At 63.8% G+C, this 16,199-nt stretch carries 17 protein-coding genes; 6 read left to right on the top strand and 11 right to left on the bottom strand.

Translation table 11 applies throughout. From position 1 onward, the window contains the following. The first annotated feature begins 2 nt into the window (after positions 1 to 2). Positions 3 to 3,176: an efflux RND transporter permease subunit gene (locus tag AC1DZP_RS02135; RefSeq protein ID WP_477299977.1), complete on the top strand. Its 3,174-nt coding sequence runs from the start codon at positions 3 to 5 to the stop codon at positions 3,174 to 3,176. A gap of 96 nt (positions 3,177 to 3,272) precedes the next feature. Further along, positions 3,273 to 3,431 (top strand): DUF3309 family protein, encoded by a 159-nt coding sequence (locus AC1DZP_RS02130; protein WP_095089435.1) that lies wholly within the window; start codon positions 3,273 to 3,275, stop codon positions 3,429 to 3,431. A 70-nt stretch (positions 3,432 to 3,501) separates the two neighbouring features. Here the strand turns inward: AC1DZP_RS02130 and AC1DZP_RS02125 are convergent, their stop codons facing one another. Continuing rightward, positions 3,502 to 4,461, bottom strand: coding sequence for an SDR family oxidoreductase (locus tag AC1DZP_RS02125; protein ID WP_477299976.1), 960 nt, complete (start codon positions 4,459 to 4,461; stop codon positions 3,502 to 3,504). A gap of 95 nt (positions 4,462 to 4,556) precedes the next feature. Between AC1DZP_RS02125 and AC1DZP_RS02120 the strand changes: the two genes are divergently transcribed. Further along, positions 4,557 to 5,471, top strand: a complete 915-nt coding sequence (locus AC1DZP_RS02120) for a LysR family transcriptional regulator (RefSeq protein ID WP_477299975.1) — start codon at positions 4,557 to 4,559, stop codon at positions 5,469 to 5,471. Here AC1DZP_RS02120 and AC1DZP_RS02115 read toward each other — a convergent pair. The 3 genes from AC1DZP_RS02115 to AC1DZP_RS02105 all read right to left on the bottom strand — a co-directional run bounded on the left by AC1DZP_RS02115 (position 5,429) and on the right by AC1DZP_RS02105 (position 7,845). Continuing rightward, the gene (locus AC1DZP_RS02115) at positions 5,429 to 6,610 is read right to left on the bottom strand and encodes an MFS transporter (RefSeq protein WP_477299974.1); all 1,182 of its coding nucleotides are present in this window, start codon (positions 6,608 to 6,610) and stop codon (positions 5,429 to 5,431) included. The genes AC1DZP_RS02120 and AC1DZP_RS02115 overlap by 43 nt on opposite strands. 110 nt (positions 6,611 to 6,720) lie before the next feature. Continuing rightward, positions 6,721 to 7,029 carry a DUF1244 domain-containing protein gene (locus AC1DZP_RS02110; protein ID WP_477299973.1) on the bottom strand — a complete coding sequence of 103 codons (309 nt, stop codon included), beginning with the start codon at positions 7,027 to 7,029 and terminating at the stop codon, positions 6,721 to 6,723. Between the two features lie 18 nt (positions 7,030 to 7,047). Then, positions 7,048 to 7,845, bottom strand: a complete 798-nt coding sequence (locus tag AC1DZP_RS02105) for an N-formylglutamate amidohydrolase (RefSeq protein ID WP_477299972.1) — start codon at positions 7,843 to 7,845, stop codon at positions 7,048 to 7,050. Positions 7,846 to 8,132: 287 nt separating this feature from the next. Between AC1DZP_RS02105 and AC1DZP_RS02100 the strand changes: the two genes are divergently transcribed. Together AC1DZP_RS02100 and pyk are read left to right on the top strand one after the other, a co-directional pair. Then, complete coding sequence (locus AC1DZP_RS02100; RefSeq protein WP_477300185.1) at positions 8,133 to 8,579, top strand: DUF1036 domain-containing protein; 447 nt, start codon at positions 8,133 to 8,135, stop codon at positions 8,577 to 8,579. Then, positions 8,576 to 10,012, top strand: a complete 1,437-nt coding sequence (pyk, locus tag AC1DZP_RS02095) for a pyruvate kinase (RefSeq protein WP_477299971.1) — start codon at positions 8,576 to 8,578, stop codon at positions 10,010 to 10,012. The genes AC1DZP_RS02100 and pyk overlap by 4 nt, the downstream gene beginning before the upstream one ends. Before the next feature lie 25 nt (positions 10,013 to 10,037). On the opposite strand, the gene AC1DZP_RS02090 is transcribed toward pyk, so the two are convergent. From AC1DZP_RS02090 to ykgO, 3 genes are all read right to left on the bottom strand, one after another. Beyond that, positions 10,038 to 11,105, bottom strand: a complete 1,068-nt coding sequence (locus tag AC1DZP_RS02090) for an alpha/beta fold hydrolase (RefSeq protein ID WP_477299970.1) — start codon at positions 11,103 to 11,105, stop codon at positions 10,038 to 10,040. 124 nt (positions 11,106 to 11,229) lie between these two features. Then, complete coding sequence (locus tag AC1DZP_RS02085) at positions 11,230 to 11,835, bottom strand: tetratricopeptide repeat protein (RefSeq protein ID WP_477299969.1); 606 nt, start codon at positions 11,833 to 11,835, stop codon at positions 11,230 to 11,232. A 112-nt stretch (positions 11,836 to 11,947) separates the two neighbouring features. Continuing rightward, positions 11,948 to 12,073 (bottom strand): type B 50S ribosomal protein L36, encoded by a 126-nt coding sequence (gene ykgO, locus AC1DZP_RS02080; RefSeq protein WP_006327841.1) that lies wholly within the window; start codon positions 12,071 to 12,073, stop codon positions 11,948 to 11,950. 229 nt (positions 12,074 to 12,302) lie between these two features. On the opposite strand from ykgO, the gene AC1DZP_RS02075 reads away from it, so the two are divergent. Then, positions 12,303 to 12,725, top strand: a complete 423-nt coding sequence (locus AC1DZP_RS02075; protein ID WP_457152385.1) for a lysozyme inhibitor LprI family protein — start codon at positions 12,303 to 12,305, stop codon at positions 12,723 to 12,725. A gap of 15 nt (positions 12,726 to 12,740) precedes the next feature. On the opposite strand, the gene AC1DZP_RS02070 is transcribed toward AC1DZP_RS02075, so the two are convergent. The 4 genes from AC1DZP_RS02070 to AC1DZP_RS02055 all read right to left on the bottom strand — a co-directional run bounded on the left by AC1DZP_RS02070 (position 12,741) and on the right by AC1DZP_RS02055 (position 16,194). Then, positions 12,741 to 13,817 carry a 5-(carboxyamino)imidazole ribonucleotide synthase gene (locus AC1DZP_RS02070; protein ID WP_477299968.1) on the bottom strand — a complete coding sequence of 359 codons (1,077 nt, stop codon included), beginning with the start codon at positions 13,815 to 13,817 and terminating at the stop codon, positions 12,741 to 12,743. Next, positions 13,814 to 14,311 carry a 5-(carboxyamino)imidazole ribonucleotide mutase gene (gene purE / locus AC1DZP_RS02065; protein ID WP_477299967.1) on the bottom strand — a complete coding sequence of 166 codons (498 nt, stop codon included), beginning with the start codon at positions 14,309 to 14,311 and terminating at the stop codon, positions 13,814 to 13,816. The genes AC1DZP_RS02070 and purE overlap by 4 nt, the downstream gene beginning before the upstream one ends. A gap of 117 nt (positions 14,312 to 14,428) precedes the next feature. Then, positions 14,429 to 15,322: a ribokinase gene (locus AC1DZP_RS02060; protein WP_477299966.1), complete on the bottom strand. Its 894-nt coding sequence runs from the start codon at positions 15,320 to 15,322 to the stop codon at positions 14,429 to 14,431. Continuing rightward, a complete protein-coding gene (locus tag AC1DZP_RS02055) occupies positions 15,319 to 16,194 on the bottom strand; it encodes a MurR/RpiR family transcriptional regulator (protein ID WP_477299965.1) in 876 nt (291 codons plus the stop codon). Before AC1DZP_RS02055 ends, AC1DZP_RS02060 begins: the two co-directional genes overlap by 4 nt. Positions 16,195 to 16,199: the final 5 nt, after the last annotated feature.

The following is a 16,199-nucleotide window of genomic DNA, read 5'->3' as shown; positions in this document are numbered from 1 at the left end:
CCATGGATATCGTCAGACTCGCAATCAACAATGCCCGCCTGACCATCTCGGTCCTGGTCTTCCTTCTGCTCGCAGGCTGGGTTGCTTATCAGTCAACGCCAAAGGAAGCGGAACCAGACGTTCCGATTCCGATGATGTATGTCAGCCTGATCTATCAGGGCATTTCGCCCGAAGATTCAGAGCGCCTTCTGCTGCGGCCGATGGAAAGCAAGCTGAAGAGCCTGAAGGGCCTCAAGGAAATGCGCTCGGCCGCCTTCCAGGGCGGCGGCTACGTGCTGGTCGAGTTCCAGCCGCAGACCAACCTGGCGACGGCACTGCAGGACACGCGCAGCAAGGTGCAGGATGGCAAGGCCGACCTGCCGCAGGCGGCTGAAGAGCCTGTTGTTACCGAGGTCAATATCTCCGAATTCCCCGTCCTCGTCGTCACCCTGTCAGGCGAATTGCCCGAGCGTGTGCTGACCGCTGCCGCGCGCGAACTGCGCGACCGCATCGAAGAAGTGCCCGGCGTTCTCGAAGGCTCGCTGCAGGGCGCGCGCGACGACCTCGTCGAGGTCGTCATCGACCCGATGAAGCTGTCTTCCTACGGGCTGCAACTCGATCAGCTGATCGGTGCGGTCGGCAACTCCAACAGCCTGGTCGCCGCCGGCAACATCGAGGGCTCGGAGGGCAAATACGCCGTCAAGGTACCGTCGCTGATCGAGACGCCTGAGGATGTGGCGGCGCTGCCGGTGGTCGCCGGCCCCAATGCCGTGGTTCAGGCCAAGGACATCGCGACGATCCGCTCCACTTTCAAGGATGCCGAGACGGTGACCCGCCTCAACGGCAAGCCGGCCATCGCCATCGAAGTGAAAAAGCGCATCGGCGCCAATTTGATCGACACGCTCGCCAAGGTCAGGGAGGTCTCCGACGCCTTCGTCAAGACCATGCCGCAAGGCATGAATGTCACCTACACGCAGGACAAGTCGGTCTTCGTCAACCAGCTGCTCGGCGATCTGCAGAACCATGTGATGATCGCCGTCATCCTGGTGTTCATCGTCATCCTCTACGCGCTGTCCGGCCGTGCCTCACTGTTGATCGGCCTGGCCATTCCATCATCGTTCCTGATCGGCATCCTGTTGCTTGCGATGATGGGTTACACGATCAACATGATCGTGCTGTTCAGCCTGATCCTGGCGGTCGGCATGCTTGTCGACGATGCCATCATCGTCACCGAATTCGCCGAGCGGCGGATGGGCGAGGGCATGCCGAAGGCGGAAGCTTTCGCGCTTGCTGCCAAGCGCATGGCCGGTCCGGTCATCGCCGCGACGATGACGCGCATCGCCGCCTTCTCGCCGCTGCTGTTCTGGCCGGGCATCATCGGCGACTTCATGAAGTACATGCCGATCACGCTGATCGTCACGCTGTCGGCGTCGATGCTATACGCGCTAGTGTTCGCGCCGACGCTGGGGGCGATCTTCGCCAAGGCACCCGAGCACCATGCGGATGACAATCGCGACGGCTGGTACATGGCCATCGTCAAGCAGGCGGTGCGCTTCCCGATCACCGTGCTGGTGCTGACCGTGGCGCTGCTGTTCGGCGTCGGCTTTGCCTATTCGAAATATGGCGCCGGTGTCGAGTTCTTCCCCAGTGTCGAGCCAGACTACGGCCTGCTCTACGTGCACGCCCGCGGCAACCTTTCGCTGGCCGAAATGGATACCGCGACCAAGACCGCCGAAAACAGGCTGCTCGGCTGGCCCGGCATCAAATCGGTCTACACCCGCGTCGGCAAGACGCAAGGCGGCGGGCAGGATGTTCCGGAAGACGTGGTCGGCGTCATCCAGTATGAATTCATCGACTGGCGCGAGCGCAAGTCGGCGAACCAGATCCTGAGCGATTTGCGCGGCGTCATGGCCGGCATTCCCGGTGTCGATGTCGAGGTTCGTGTACCTGAAGCCGGTCCGCCAACCGGCAAGCCGATCCAGATCAGGCTTTCGGCGATCGATCCCAAGGGGCTCGACGACAAGGCGCGCGCCGTCGCGGCGCGCATTGCCAAGGTGCCCGGCGTCATCGACATTTCCGACGGCCTGCCGCCGCCCGGCGTCGACTGGGCGCTTGAGGTCGACCGCGCCAAGGCGGCGCAGTACGGCATCAGCCCGACTTCTGTGGGAACCGTGGTGCAACTGGTGACCAACGGCCTGAAGCTCTCGGAATACCGGCCGGCCGGCGCCGACGATGCCGTCGACATCCGGCTGCGCCTGCCCGAAGACCGGCGCACACTGTCGACGCTCGACGAGTTGAGGGTGCAGACCTCGCAAGGTTCGGTGCCGATCTCGAATTTCGTCGTGCGCAAGCCCGAACCGACCGTTGGTATCCTCAACCGCATCGACGGCGCCCGCACGGTGGTCGTCCAGGCAAACGTCGCCGCCGGCACCCAGGTCGCGGCCGTGCAGCAGGAGGTGACCAAGGCTGTCGCCGATATGGATCTCGGCAGCGGCATACGCTGGAAGCTGGCCGGTTCCAACGAGGACAGTGCGGAGGCCAGCGCCTTCCTCGGCAAAGCCTTCGGCGCGGCGATCTTCCTGATCTTCCTCGTGCTGCTGATGCAGTTCAACAAATTCACCAGCGTGCTGATGGTGCTGTCCTGCGTGGTCATGGCGACGATCGGCGTGTTCCTGGGGCTGCTGTTGACGGGAGAGGCCTTCGGCATCGTCATGTCGGGCATCGGTGTCATTGCGCTGGCCGGCGTGGTGGTGAACAACAACATCGTGCTGATCGACACCTATGACCGGCTGCGTGAAGAGGGCTGGGACAAGATGGAAGCGGTGCTGCAGACCTGCCGCGAACGGGCCCGTCCCGTGGTGCTGACGGCGGTGTCGGCGATCCTCGGCGTGCTGCCGATCGCCTTTGGCCTCGGTCTCGAAATCTTCCATCATGAGACGACGATCAACGCGCCGTCGACGCAATGGTGGATCTCGCTGTCGTCGGCGATCGTCTTCGGCCTGTCCTTTGCCACCCTGCTGACGCTGGTGGTGACGCCGTCGATGCTGATGATCTTCACCCGCAGCAAGAACAGCCGCTTCTACGCGTTTTTCCGTCGGCTATTCCGGCGCGACAAGGGAAAGGTCTCGTCGACCGCCATGCCGGATACGGATGTGGGCAGCGAGCCGGCTATCGCCTTTCCGAAGGCAGCCGAATAGACCTGCCTGCGAACCTCCGACGCAAAGGCCGCCCGGAACAACCGGGCGGCCTTTTGCATTGTCCCTTGAGCAAAATGTCAGCGCGGGGAGTTCTTAATGCCGATCACCACCATCCTCATCATCGTCCTGATCCTTGTCCTCATTGGCGCGATACCGGCCTGGCCACATTCGCGCTCCTGGGGCTATGGGCCGTCGGGCATTGTCGGTGTCGTGCTGGTGGTGCTTCTGGTGCTGCTGTTGATGGGGCGGCTCTGAGCCGCCCCATTCGGTAGCGAGACGGTGTGGACAGACGGGCGGGGGGTGGCTGCACCCGCCGACGTGCCTATCAGGCCGCTTTCGCAACGCCATTTACGGTGGCGATGCCGATGTCCCCGAGAGCCTCGGCGACTGCTTGATCCAACGGCCTGTGCGGAGTCTCGCCGATGATGTGTTCCAGCCGCGTCGAGACCAGCCGATGCGGCTCGAAGCGCAGATAGGACATCGAGACGATCTCGCGCCACATGGCTACGAACGGGCTGCCGGCACGCAGCACCCACCAAGGCATCGAAGTCATCTTGAGTGCTCTGCCAAGCGCCTTCTCTGACGCAGCCTTGAGTTCCAGATCGGTGATTGCATGGCCTGGAAAGTTCAGCGCCTCGTAGAAGCCGAGCTTGTCGAGATTGCGCGCCAACGCGACGAAGCCTAGGGCGAAGTCCGGTAGGTAAGCCCATTCATGCACCAGATCGACCGGACCGGGCGCGGTGTAGATGCCCTTGTTCATCTTGGCTGCGACGACGAGGTCGAACCATGATCCGCTGCCGGTGCCGCCAAAGAAGTCGCCGGCCCGCAAGAGAATGGTGCGGACACGTCCGGCCTTCGCCTCGCGGCGAAAGAGGTCTTCCATGGCGCAACGGATGCGGCCCTTTTCCGTCGTCGGGTGGAAGGGCGTGTCCTCGGTGATCACCGCCGGCATCGGCGAGCCGTAATTGTAGACGGTGCCGGGGAAGAGGTGCAGGGTGCCGTTCGCATGGCAGGCGGCCATGACGTTTTCGGCCATCGGCAGGCACTTGCCCCAGTCGGTGTAGATCGGGTTGAGGCCATTGAAGATGATGTCGACGCCTTGCGTGGCGCGGATCAGGGCTTCGCGGTCGAGCGCGTCGCCGGCAACGGCCGTGGCGCCCTTGAGTTCGGCCGGCACCTTGCCGCTGCGGCTGATGGCGCGGACATCATAACCGGCATCGATGAAGGCCTTGGCGACCACGCGGCCGAGCCGGCCATTGGCACCGAGAATTGCGATCTTGGTCATTTTTCAACTCCGTGTCGATGTTTGCAGCTCGAATATGGTCCCCTCGCACACGAATGGAAATTGACCATAGTTTGGCTTCTGATATTCATAAATGAATGAATGAAATCGACTGGAACCTGATCAAGAGCTTTGTCACCGTAGCGGAGACCGGCAGCCTGTCGGCCGCCGCTCGGAAGCTCTCTGCCAGCCAGCCGACGCTTGGCCGCCATATCGCCGAGCTTGAGCAGGCGCTTGACATTACGCTGTTCCGGCGTGGGCGACGCGGCTATGAATTGACGGAGGCCGGCAGCACGCTGTTCGAGCGCGGCAAGGCGGTGAGCGAGCAGGCGAGCGCCTTTTCCCGGCTGGCGCTGGGGTCGGTCGAGGCGATCGAAGGCACGGTGCGCATCGCCGCCAGCGAGGTGGTGGCGGCTTATGTGCTGCCGGAGATAACGGCGCGGCTCGGCATCGAGGAGCCCGGCATCGAGGTCGAGATCGTTGCCTCGAACCAGGTCGAGAACCTGTTGCGCCGCGATGCCGACATCGCCATCCGCATGGTCAAGCCGGGGCAGAACGAGTTGCTGGCGCGCAAGGTCTGCGATATCAGGCTCTGCGCCTGCGCGGCCAAATCCTATCTCGACAGGCGCGGTCGCCCGCTGCAGCCTGCCGACCTTGTCGAGCACGCTCTGGTCGGTTTCGACCGCAGCGACGAGATGATCAGGGGCTTCACCCAGTATGGTATCCCTGTCACCCGCAACAGCTTCCGCTTCAGGGCCGACAACCAGATCGTCTTGTGGGAAGCTGTGCGGGCGGGAAACGGCATTGGTCTCGGCCAGGAGCCGCTGGCCGACCGCGATCCATTGATGGAAAAGGTGCTGCCTGGCCTGCCGCTGCCGGTGCTGCCGGTATGGCTGGCCATGCATCGCGACGTGCGCACCAGCGTGCGCATCCGCCGCGTGGCGGATTTCCTTTACGACGAACTCAAACGCTATTCGGCCGGCGTGGCGTCGGGAGCAAATTCGGCGCGGTGAGCAAGCCCGGCCATCAGCAGCACGACAACCAGCAGTCCCGACATCGCGACGAAGATCGGGCCGAAGCTGAAATGCTCGGCAACGAAACCGATCGCCGACGGTGCCACCAAAATGCCGGAATAGCCCATGGTGGTGACCACGCTCATGCCGGTGCCCGACGACATGCCTTCCTGGTTGCCGCCGGCCGAAAAGATGATCGGCACCATGTTGGCGATGCCGAAGCCGCATAAGGCGAAGGCCGCGATGGCAAGCCAGGGCGAAGGTGACAGCCCGGCGATCAGCATGCCGGCGGCAGCGACGAGCGCCGACGCGCGCAACGTCATCACCGCGCCGAGGCGGTTGCGAACGCCGTCGCCGAAGAAGCGCATGATCGCCATGACACCTGAGAAAGCGGCATACGCAAGACCGGCAATGGCAAGGTCTGCACCAAGTTCCTGCCTGAGATAGAGTGCCGCCCAGTCGAGCACCGCGCCTTCGGAGATCATCGTCAGCAGCGCCATCAGGCCGACGAGGTAGACCAGCGGATTTCCCGGCAGCGCGAATTGGTGATGCTCGGTCGCCTGCGGCCTGTCCTCGGCGACCAGATGGCGAACCGCCACCGCGATCACCGCGAAGGCGAGCGCCGTCACCACCGCAGCGTGAGCGAGGTGGCCGTAGTGCTGGATGGCAAAGCCGCCAAGGCCGCCGCCGGCGAAACCGCCAAGGCTCCAGAAGCCGTGCGAGGACGACATGATGGCGCGCGAGAGCCGCCGTTCGACCACCACCGCATTAGCATTCATGGCGACGTCCATGCCGCCGATCGAGCCGCCGAAGATGAACATGGCGATGGCCGCCAGCGGCACGTTGGGGGCCAGCGCCACAACCAGCAGCCCAAGGCTGCCGCAAAGACCGAACCAGCGCAGCACGGTGCGCGAACCATGTTTCGAGATCAGGTGGCCGCACCAGGTCATCGCGGTGACAGCGCCGGCGCCGAACAGCAGGATCAGCAGGCCGAGCGTGAACTTAGTGATCTCCAGCCGTGTCAGAAACACCGGGATCTGCGGCGCCCAACTGCCGGTCAGGAAGCCGTTGGCGAGGAAAATGGCCGCAACGGCCCATCGTCCGCGAATGGCAGTCAGCATGGCAGTTGACACGTTCATAAGGCGAATCCGGTCAGAAAATGGCTTCGCGCGGCAAATTAGATCGATTCAATTCCCAGTCAAGCAGTCTTTCGGGGAAAGCGCTTGGGCCAAACTTGGCTTTGGAGCGCCTAATGGTCCCGAGGGCGTCGCGCCTCGAATTCAGCCTTCTTGGCATCGGAGGCCTCGGTCTGGTTGAGCGCCTGCCATTCAGCATAGGGCATGCCGTAGACGATCTCGCGCGACTGGTCCTTGGACAGGTCGACGCCTTCGGCCTCGGCAGCTTCGCGATACCAGTTCGACAGGCAGTTGCGGCAGAAGCCGGCGAGGTTCATCAGGTCGATGTTCTGCACGTCGTTGCGCTCGCGCAGATGCTCGACCAGCCGGCGAAAGGCCGCAGCCTCGAAATCGCGCTTCTGCTCGTCGCTGAGTTCGGTCATCGAAACCTCCTTGCGGCTCTACAATGGCCCGGTTCGGGAGCCGAATTGCTTGACCACATGTATATCGGGACGGCGGTCGATTGCGTCAACGATCGGTGCCAGGCGCTGCGCCCAGGCGATCGCGCCCGTCTGGTCCGATATCAGGTCCTGGCGGATCTCGATCAGCGCATGGGCGAAGCCGTTGATGATGGCGTGCTTGTACATGGTGTCGCCGCGCAACGCGCCATCATAGGGTTCGTTGTCGCCAACCACGAGGCTCTTGTCGGCGGCCAGCATGTCGATCAGCGGCCGCGCCACCCGGTCATCCCGATCCCACAGGATGCCGACATGCCAGGGACGTTGGATCCCTTGCATGGCCGGGGTGAAGGAATGCACCGAGAAGATGAAGGGCGTCTGGGCAGAGGCCTGCGCGACCGAGGCAATCATGGCGCCGACGGCGTCGTGATAGGGCCGGTAGAAGGCGTCGAGCCGCCTTTCGCGCTCCTCGGCAGCAATCGGGTAGTTCCCGGGCACGACCGTGCCGTCATAGAGCTGGCGAATGAGCGTCGGATCGTCTTCTCCGCGATTGGGATCGATCAGCAGCCGCGAGAAATTGGCGAGCACCGCCGGCACGCCGAGCAAGGCAGCCAATTCGCGCGTCACCGCCTCGACGCCGATATCATAGGCGATGTGACGGTCAAACTCCGCCGCCGGCAGGCCGAGGCTGCCATAGTCCTCCGGCAGGTCGCGGCGGGCATGGTCGCCCAGAAGCACAATGCCTCGCTTGCGGTCGCCTTCGACGATGTCGAAAGGCGCGAAAACTGTGGATCGGGTCATTGGCGGGAAATGGTCTGTTCGCTGGCTTCCGGGGAGGGTGCTATCGTCATTCCACGAAGACGACGCTTGTGCAATGCCGTTGTTTGGCCAAGGTTTCCCGGGAAATCTGGCAGAAGTCGGCGAATTGTGCGCCGGAGCCTTTCTAAATCGATTGGAATTGGACAAAACGGCGCGTTGACATGCGCCCGGACTTTTCCGAAAAGGGGCGCAGAGAGATGCAGATGTGGTTCTTGAGGGGTTTTCGGATGGGTTCCGCCGGCAGGCAGCGCATGCGCTCCGCCTTTGCCATGCCGCTCCTGATCCTTGCCGTGGGCCTGTCGGCGATGGTCATGGCCTCGCCGGCGCGTGCCGATTTCCGTGTCTGCAACGCCACGCAGAACCTGGTCGGCGTCGGCATCGGCTATCGCGCCAAGGCCGGCTGGATCACCGAGGGCTGGTGGCACATCGAGGGATCGAGCTGCAAGACGCTGATCGAAGGACCGCTGTCATCAAGGTTTTACTATCTTTATGCAGAAGACGCCGAACGCGGTGGACGCTGGGACGGCCCGATCAACATGTGCGTGGCTGAAAAAGAGTTCAAGATCGCGGGCGTAACCGATTGCGTCGCACGGGGCTTTCAGCGCGCCGGATTCCAGGAATATGACACGGGCGAACAGGCAAGCTGGATGGTCCAGCTGACCGATGAGCCCGCAACGGGAGGCGCTCCAGCCACCCCGGGAACAAACAGTCAATGAGACGTAGCCGCAAGGTCAAGATCCTAGCCACCATCGGTCCGGCCTCCTCGTCGGAGGAGATGCTGAAGAAATTGTTCGAAGCGGGCGCCGATGTGTTCCGCATCAATATGAGCCATACCGATCACGAGCTGATGCGCACGCTGGTCGGACGCATCCGTACCGTCGAGGAAGCGGTCGGCCGGCCGATCGGTATTCTGGCCGACCTGCAAGGCCCCAAGCTGCGCGTCGGCAAGTTCGCCAATGGCAAGGAAGTGCTGACCGTCGGCCAGACCTTCACGCTCGACAACAATCCCGAGCCGGGCACATCAACCAGGGTCTACCTGCCGCATCCCGAAATCCTGAGCTCGGTAGAAGCTGGTCATCGCTTGCTGATCGATGACGGCAAGCTCGAATTGAAGGCGGTGAGAAGCGACGGCAAGTCGATCGTCTGCACGGTCATTGCCGGCACCACGATTTCCGACAAGAAAGGCGTCAGCCTGCCAGATACCGATCTGCCGGTCGGCGCGCTGACCGAGAAGGACCGCAAGGATCTCGATGCCGTTCTGTCGACAGGCGTCGACTGGGTCGCGCTGTCGTTCGTGCAGCGGCCGGAGGATCTGGCCGAAGCGCGCAAGATCGCGCGCGGCCGGGCACTGATCATGGCCAAGATCGAAAAGCCGCAGGCCGTTGCGCGGCTGGCCGAGATCATCGAACTGTCCGATGCGCTGATGGTCGCCCGCGGCGATCTCGGTGTCGAAATGCCGCTCGAGGCGGTGCCCGGCATCCAGAAGCAGATCACGCGCGCTGCACGCCGCGCCGGCAAGCCGGTGGTGGTTGCAACGCAGATGCTGGAATCGATGATCACCGCTCCCGTGCCGACCCGCGCCGAGGTGTCGGATGTTTCGATCGCCGTCTTCGAAGGCGCCGATGCCATCATGCTATCAGCGGAGTCCGCCGCAGGCGCCTATCCGGTCGAAGCGGTGGCGATGATGGACCGTATCGCCACCAAGGTCGAAACCGATCCGACCTATGCCGGGATCATCAACGCGCAGCGCTCCGAGCCGGAAGCGACCGGTGCCGACGCCATTTCGCTGGCCGCCCGCGAAATCGCCGAGACGCTGAAACTGTCGGCGATCATCACCTACACGGCGTCCGGCACCACCGGCCTGCGCGCCGCCCGCGAGCGTCCGCAGGTGCCGATCATCGCACTGTCGCCGATCCTCAACACGGCGCGGCGGCTGTCGCTGCTGTGGGGCACGCATTGCGTCGTCTCGCCCGATGCCAGCGACCTCGACGACATGGTCAACCGCGCCTGCCGCATCGCCTTCGACGAAGGTTTCGGCAAGCCGGGCGACCGCGTCATCATCACCGCCGGCGTACCGCTGAGGACCCCCGGTTCGACCAACATGCTGCGTATCGCCTATGTCGGGTCGGACGTGCAAAGCAGCCGGTAGAGAGGTTCGCCTGAACGTAGCGTGATCAGGTCAGCGCGAGTTCGGCCTGCGGCACCTTGAGGTCGGCGCATTTGCCGGCGCCGTAGGCGTCGCCGGCGATGCGCGCCTCCACGATCCTGGCCATCGCCTGCAGGTCGATATCCTTGCCGGCGGCCTTCTCGATGGCGCCGACGACCAGGTCGGGGGCAATCCAGTCCGGTTTGTGGCCGAGATTGTGCACCCAGACCAGCTCGGCGCCGGCAATGTCGCGGACGAGGCCGACCGAGTGAATCTGCGCATAGACGACCTTGTCGCGATCGCCCGAAATGACCACGGTCGGCGCCTTGATCTCGGCGTAGTGGGGGGCGGCACCAAGGGCATAGCGATAGAGCCCGGCGACGTCGGTGGCGTTGGCACGAAAGGCCGGTGGCCGCAGCACCAGCGGGATCGAGGCGGTGGCGAGGTAATTGTCCGGCACCTTGTTGGGCGAGAAGACGCAGGTCGTGGCATCAGCCATCTGCAGCGTTCCCGCGGGATAGCTCAGCGTTTCGGTGAACAGCCGGCCGATCACCGGAATGGTCGTCAGATCATAGTACCAGGAGGTTGCACCGCCAGGCCAGGGATGGGTCGCCGGCGCAAGAAAGACCAGCCCAAGCGTCTTGTCGGCATGCTCGCGGCCAAACGCGGTGGTCGCGGCGGCGCCAAAGGAATGGCCGACGACGACAGCTTTCTTCATGCCGAGACGGTCCATCAGCGCGGCGATGGTGTTGGCCTGGGCCGACGGGCTTTCGTTGTTGCCCGGGCCACGCTCCGACCAGCCGAAACCCGGCCGGTCGAGGAACAGCATTTCGGCACGGCCTTCGAGCAGCGGCCGCAGCGGCAGCATCTGATCCCTGAGATTGGCGCTGGCGCCGTGGATGAAGACGATAGCCGGCAGCGAGGCATTCGCAGGCGCCGGAATATGCACATAGTGGATGCGGGCGCCATTGATGTTGGCGAAGTCGCCGATCGGCGGATTGCGACGCTCGATAAGCCAAGAGCCGACGCGGGTGACGCCGACAAGGCCGAAGACAAGCGCCATCAGGAAGGCGAGGGCAGCGTAGATCAGGTTCATGCGGGGAAAATACGGGCTGGAGCGGAATTAGTTCTGGGGCATGCTGATGTTCAGGTGGGGCTGGCCTGCAAACGGCCGGGCCTGACCTGAATCTCAGCATACCCCGGCTCGGAGATCAGAGGCATCAAATGCCTTCGCCGGCAAGCTCTTCCGACAGTGAGGCGACCTGGTCCTGGGCGCTGCGCATCATCGGATAGATGGCCAGCACCTTTTGCCAGGCCTCGAGCGCCGATTGCTTGTGGCCGGTCAGGGCCATGATCTGCGCCAGGCCGGACAGCGCTCCGAAATGGCGCGGCTCGAGCTGCAGCGTGTGGTCGATGTCGGACATCGACTTACCGTAGTTCTTCATCATGAAATGCACGGTGGCGCGCCGGTTCCAGCCTTCCGCATAGGTCGGCTGCAAGGTCACCACCTGATCGAGGAAATCGAGCGCGACATCGAATTTCTGGCCTTCGATGGCCTTTTGCGACCAAATCATCATCAGGTCGATCGAGGCGCTGCCGGATTGGAACCACTCGTTCCAGATGCTGCCGGCAATGCGCTCGGCAGCCTTTTCGTTGCGCTCCCGCTTCAGGTCGCTGAACAGCTGGTCAAGATGGGCCTGTTTCGTCATCACCGGCGGCGGGGCATCCGGGGCCGGCGGCGGCGCCGCCTGATCATCCGCCCGAGCCGGTAAGGCGACGGCACCGGAAACGAGAAAGATTGCCAGAAACGCAAAAAGAATCCACATCGCCCGACTCTAATCCCGGGCGGCGGAACATCAAAGTGATTTTAGCGTGAGAAGGTCGGAGGACCGACGACAAGCATCAATTGGCGGAGGCACGAAGCCTCCGGCCGAAAGCTCAGCCCTGGCGTGCCTTGTAGCGCGGGGCAGTCTTGTTGATGATGTAGACGCGGCCCTTGCGGCGAACCAGCTGGTTGTCGCGATGACGCGCCTTCAGCGCCTTGAGCGAATTCTTGATCTTCATGGTCTTGCCTGTCGGTGTGGACCCGGTCCGGGTCGAAATTTTAAGGCGCGCCAGAAGACGCGCCTTTGAACTGTGGGTGGCTCATAAACGAGGAGCCTTGTCCGTGTCAACCGCAAGCGTGCTCTACCTCGCCATATCATCAAATATCCGCCATGTCGGGTTGGCGGCATTGCGCGGCCTCCAGCCGGCTGGGATGATGCGGTCGCCGTGAAGTGATTTGGGGATGATTATGCGCCGGATTTTCCTGTCCGCCTGCCTTGTCTTGCTGGCGGGAGCTTCGGCTGCCCGGGCGCAGGAATGCGACCGCAGCGACGACAGCCAGCAGATGATGAACATCTGTGCCGGCGTGGACTACCAGGCAGCCGACGCCAGGCTGAACAAGGCCTACCAGGACCTCATCAGCTCGGACGATGCCGACAGCAAGAAATTGCTGCAGGCGGCGCAACGCGCCTGGATCGCCTTCCGCGACGCCGAATGCGCTCACTCCACCGCGGCCAGCGCGGGCGGCTCGATCCATTCGATGGAAGTTTCGCAATGCCTGACCAGGCTGACCAATGACCGCACCAAGCAGCTCGCTGCCGCGGCCAATTGCGAGGAGGGTGACGCGAGTTGCGCCAGTCCTGACGAGGACGAGAGCGGTGACGTACAATAACGCCCGTTCGTGAAGTCAGGCGCGAAGGCCGACCCGGGTGAAATGGCCCATCTTGCGGCCGGGCCGGGCCTCGGCCTTGCCATAGAGATGCAGCATCAGATCGGGCTCGGCGAGCAATTCGGCGACGCGCAGCACATCGTCACCGATCAGGTTTTCCATCACGCAGTCAAAATGGCGTTTCGGGTCTCCCAGCGGCAAGCCGGCGACGGCGCGGATATGCTGCTCAAACTGCGAGGCGATGCAGGCGGCTTCCGTCCAATGGCCGGAATTGTGCACCCGCGGAGCGATCTCGTTGGTCAGCAGCGAACCGTCGGGCAGCACGAAGAACTCGACGCCAATGACGCCGACATAGTCGAGCGCCGACAATATCTTCGATGCTGCCGCCTGTGCCGCGGCGGCTGTCTCGGGCTTAATGGCGGCCGGCAAGGTCGAAGTGTGGAGTATGCCTTTGCGGTGGACATTTTCGGCCGGATCGTAGGCGGTGACGGCGCCGTCCAGCCCTCGTGCCGCGATCACCGAAATCTCGCGCTCGAACGGCACGAAGCTCTCCAGGATCAGCGGTACATTGCCCATCGCCTCGCAGGTGCCGGCGAAACCGCCGGTTTCCATGTTGCGGAAGACGCGCTGGCCCTTGCCGTCGTAGCCCATGCGGCGTGTCTTCAATATGCCGCTGCCGCCAAATGCTTTCAGCGCCGCCGTCAGCTCGTCGTCATTGTCGACGGGGCGGAAATCCGCCGTGGCAATGCCGATGCCATTGAGGAATGTCTTCTCGCTCACCCTGTCCTGCGCGACTTCAAGCGCGCGTGCCGGCGGATAGACCGGAACCTTGGTGGCCAGTGCGCTGGCAGCCGCAACCGGCACGTTCTCGAACTCGTAGGTGATGACGGAGCTTGCCGCAGCCAGCTCGGCAAGTGCGGCCGAGTCGTCATAGGCAGCCGTTATCTGCCGGTTGGCCACCTGTGCTGCCGGGCAATCCGCTTGCGGCTCCAGCACCACCGTGCGGTAGCCAAGGCGAGCGGCCGCCATCGCCAGCATGCGGCCGAGTTGGCCGCCGCCAATGATGCCGATGGTCGATCCGGCGGGCAGGCTCACGCTGCATCCGTCGGTTCGACCGCGACCTTGGCGGTCTGCGCGGCGCGCCAGGCATCCAGCCGTGTGGCCAGCTTGTCATCGTAAAGCGCGAGCACGGCGGCAGCCAGAAGTGCAGCGTTGGTCGCACCGGCCTTGCCGATGGCCAGCGTCCCGACGGGAATGCCGGCCGGCATCTGGACGATCGAGAGCAGGGAATCCTGCCCGGAAAGCGCTTTCGATTCGACCGGTACGCCGAACACCGGTAGCGGCGTCATCGCCGCGGTCATGCCTGGCAGGTGCGCCGCACCGCCGGCGCCGGCGATGATCACCTTGTAGCCGGCAGCCTTGGCGCCCTTGGCGAAATCATAGAGACGGTCGGGTGTGCGATGCGCGGAGACGATCAACCGCTTGTGCGGGATGCCGAGTGCCTCCAGCGTTTCAGCCGCATGGCGCATGGTTGCCCAGTCGGACTGGCTGCCCATGATGATGGCGACATCGGCGCGTTGATCGTCCAAGTCCTTGCTCCCCGGCGACAAAGGCGCGCCTTAGCGGAATTCGGGCGAAGCCGCAAGGATAGGCGGCCGCCGCTGCCGTTTGGCAAGACGGAAAGTGGGTTCTCCGGAGTCCAGACGTCAGATGCTGCCGCGCTCGGCCTCGGGTTTCGAAACCAGCAAGGCCGAAGCGGCGTTGGCGGCGGTGACGGCGGCCCGCATGGCCTCTCCACGGGCAAGTGCGGCGGCCAGCGCACCAACGAATTCATCGCCCGCGCCATGCGTGCTGACGACCTTAACCGGGATGGCCGGCAACGTGAAGGTCGCCCCGCTCCGGTCGCAACAAGCGACGCCCTCGCCGCCCGCGGTCACAATTGCGGTTGGGCAGAGTTCGACCAGAAGTCGCGCCGCTTGCGCGGCACCTTCCAGTGTTTCGACCACCGCCAGGCCGGTCAGGAATTCCGCCTCGATGGCGTTGACCACCAGGATGTCGACGAGCGCGATCAGTTCGCTGGAGAGTTTGCGCGCGGGGGCGGCGTTGAGCAGGACGCGGCCGCCATGTCTCTTCACCTCGCGCGCGGCGGCAATGTTGGCGGCTTCCGGTATCTCGTTCTGCAAAAGCAGCACGGACGTTTGTGCCACTACCTCGGAGGCAGCCGCGATGTCCCTGTCGCCAAGCGTGAGATTGCTGCCCGAAACGATCACCGCGCCGTAGTCGCCGCTTTCGTCGAAGATCGCCACGCTCATGCCGGACCCGGCGCCCGGCGCCACCCGAACGAAGCGACGGTCGACGCCGGCACGATCGAGATTGGCCAGTAGCGCCGTGCCGAAATCATCATCGCCGACGGCGCCGATCATCGCCGCGCGCATACCGGCCCTTGCCACCGAAACCGCCTGGTTGCCGCCCTTGCCACCGCATTTCGGGTGCCAGGCATGGCCGGTCACCGTCTCGCCCTTGCGAGGGCGGTCGGGGGCGTCGACCATGATGTCATAGTGCAGGCTGCCGAGCACGGTGACCAGCGGCGTTGTCCTCATGAGCCCCGATCTTTTCTTTTCGATGCCACCGCCGACATGGTGCGGCCGAGATTGCGTTCCGCCGCCTGGTAGTCGCGCTGCGCCACCGCCACGAACAACGCGTCGAGGATGTTGAGCTGGGCAATGCGCGCCGCCGCGTTCTCCCCCATCAGCGGCGAGCCTTGCGCGGTCGAGCACAGCACGAGGTCGGCGACTTCGGCCAAAGGCGAATTGTTGTAGTTGGTGATGGCGAGCGTGCGTGCGCCGTTCCTGCGGGCAAGCTGGATGGCGTCGATGACAGCCGAAGTTTTGCCGGAGTGCGAGAACCCGACGGCGATGTCGTCGGGGCCGAGCAGTGAGGCCGACATCAGCATCATGTGCGAGTCATCAAAGACATTCGTGCGGATGCCGACGCGCAGGAATTTGTGCGAGACGTCGCGCGCGATCTGCGCCGAACCGCCGACGCCGTAGAAGTCACGATTTCCGGCGCGGTAGAGCAGATCGGCGGCGCGGTCGAAATCCTCGATGTCGAGGATGGCCAACGTCTCCTCCAGCGCCTGGATGGAGGTGCGGAACACCTTCTGCACGATCTCGGCCGAACTGTCGTCCGACGACAGTTCCTGGTGCATCTCTGCGGTCGGCAGGCGGCTGTATTCATAAACGGCGGTGCGGAAGTCGCGATAGCCGGAGAAGCCAAGCTTCTTGGCGATCTTGACGACCATCGCTTCCGACACGCCGGATTCCTCGGCGATCCGCTTCAGCGGAATGCTCTCGTCGAAGCCGCGTCGGCCAAAGACCGTTTCCACCACCTTCGCCTCCAGCGGTGTGAGATGCGGCATCATCATGCGGATGCGCGGTCCCACCGCTTTTAGGTCCAGCCCGCTCAAGGTCATCCACG

It is taken from the genome of Mesorhizobium sp. P2_F8, assembly GCF_056403655.1.
This window is presented reverse-complemented; position numbering and strand designations above follow the sequence as displayed.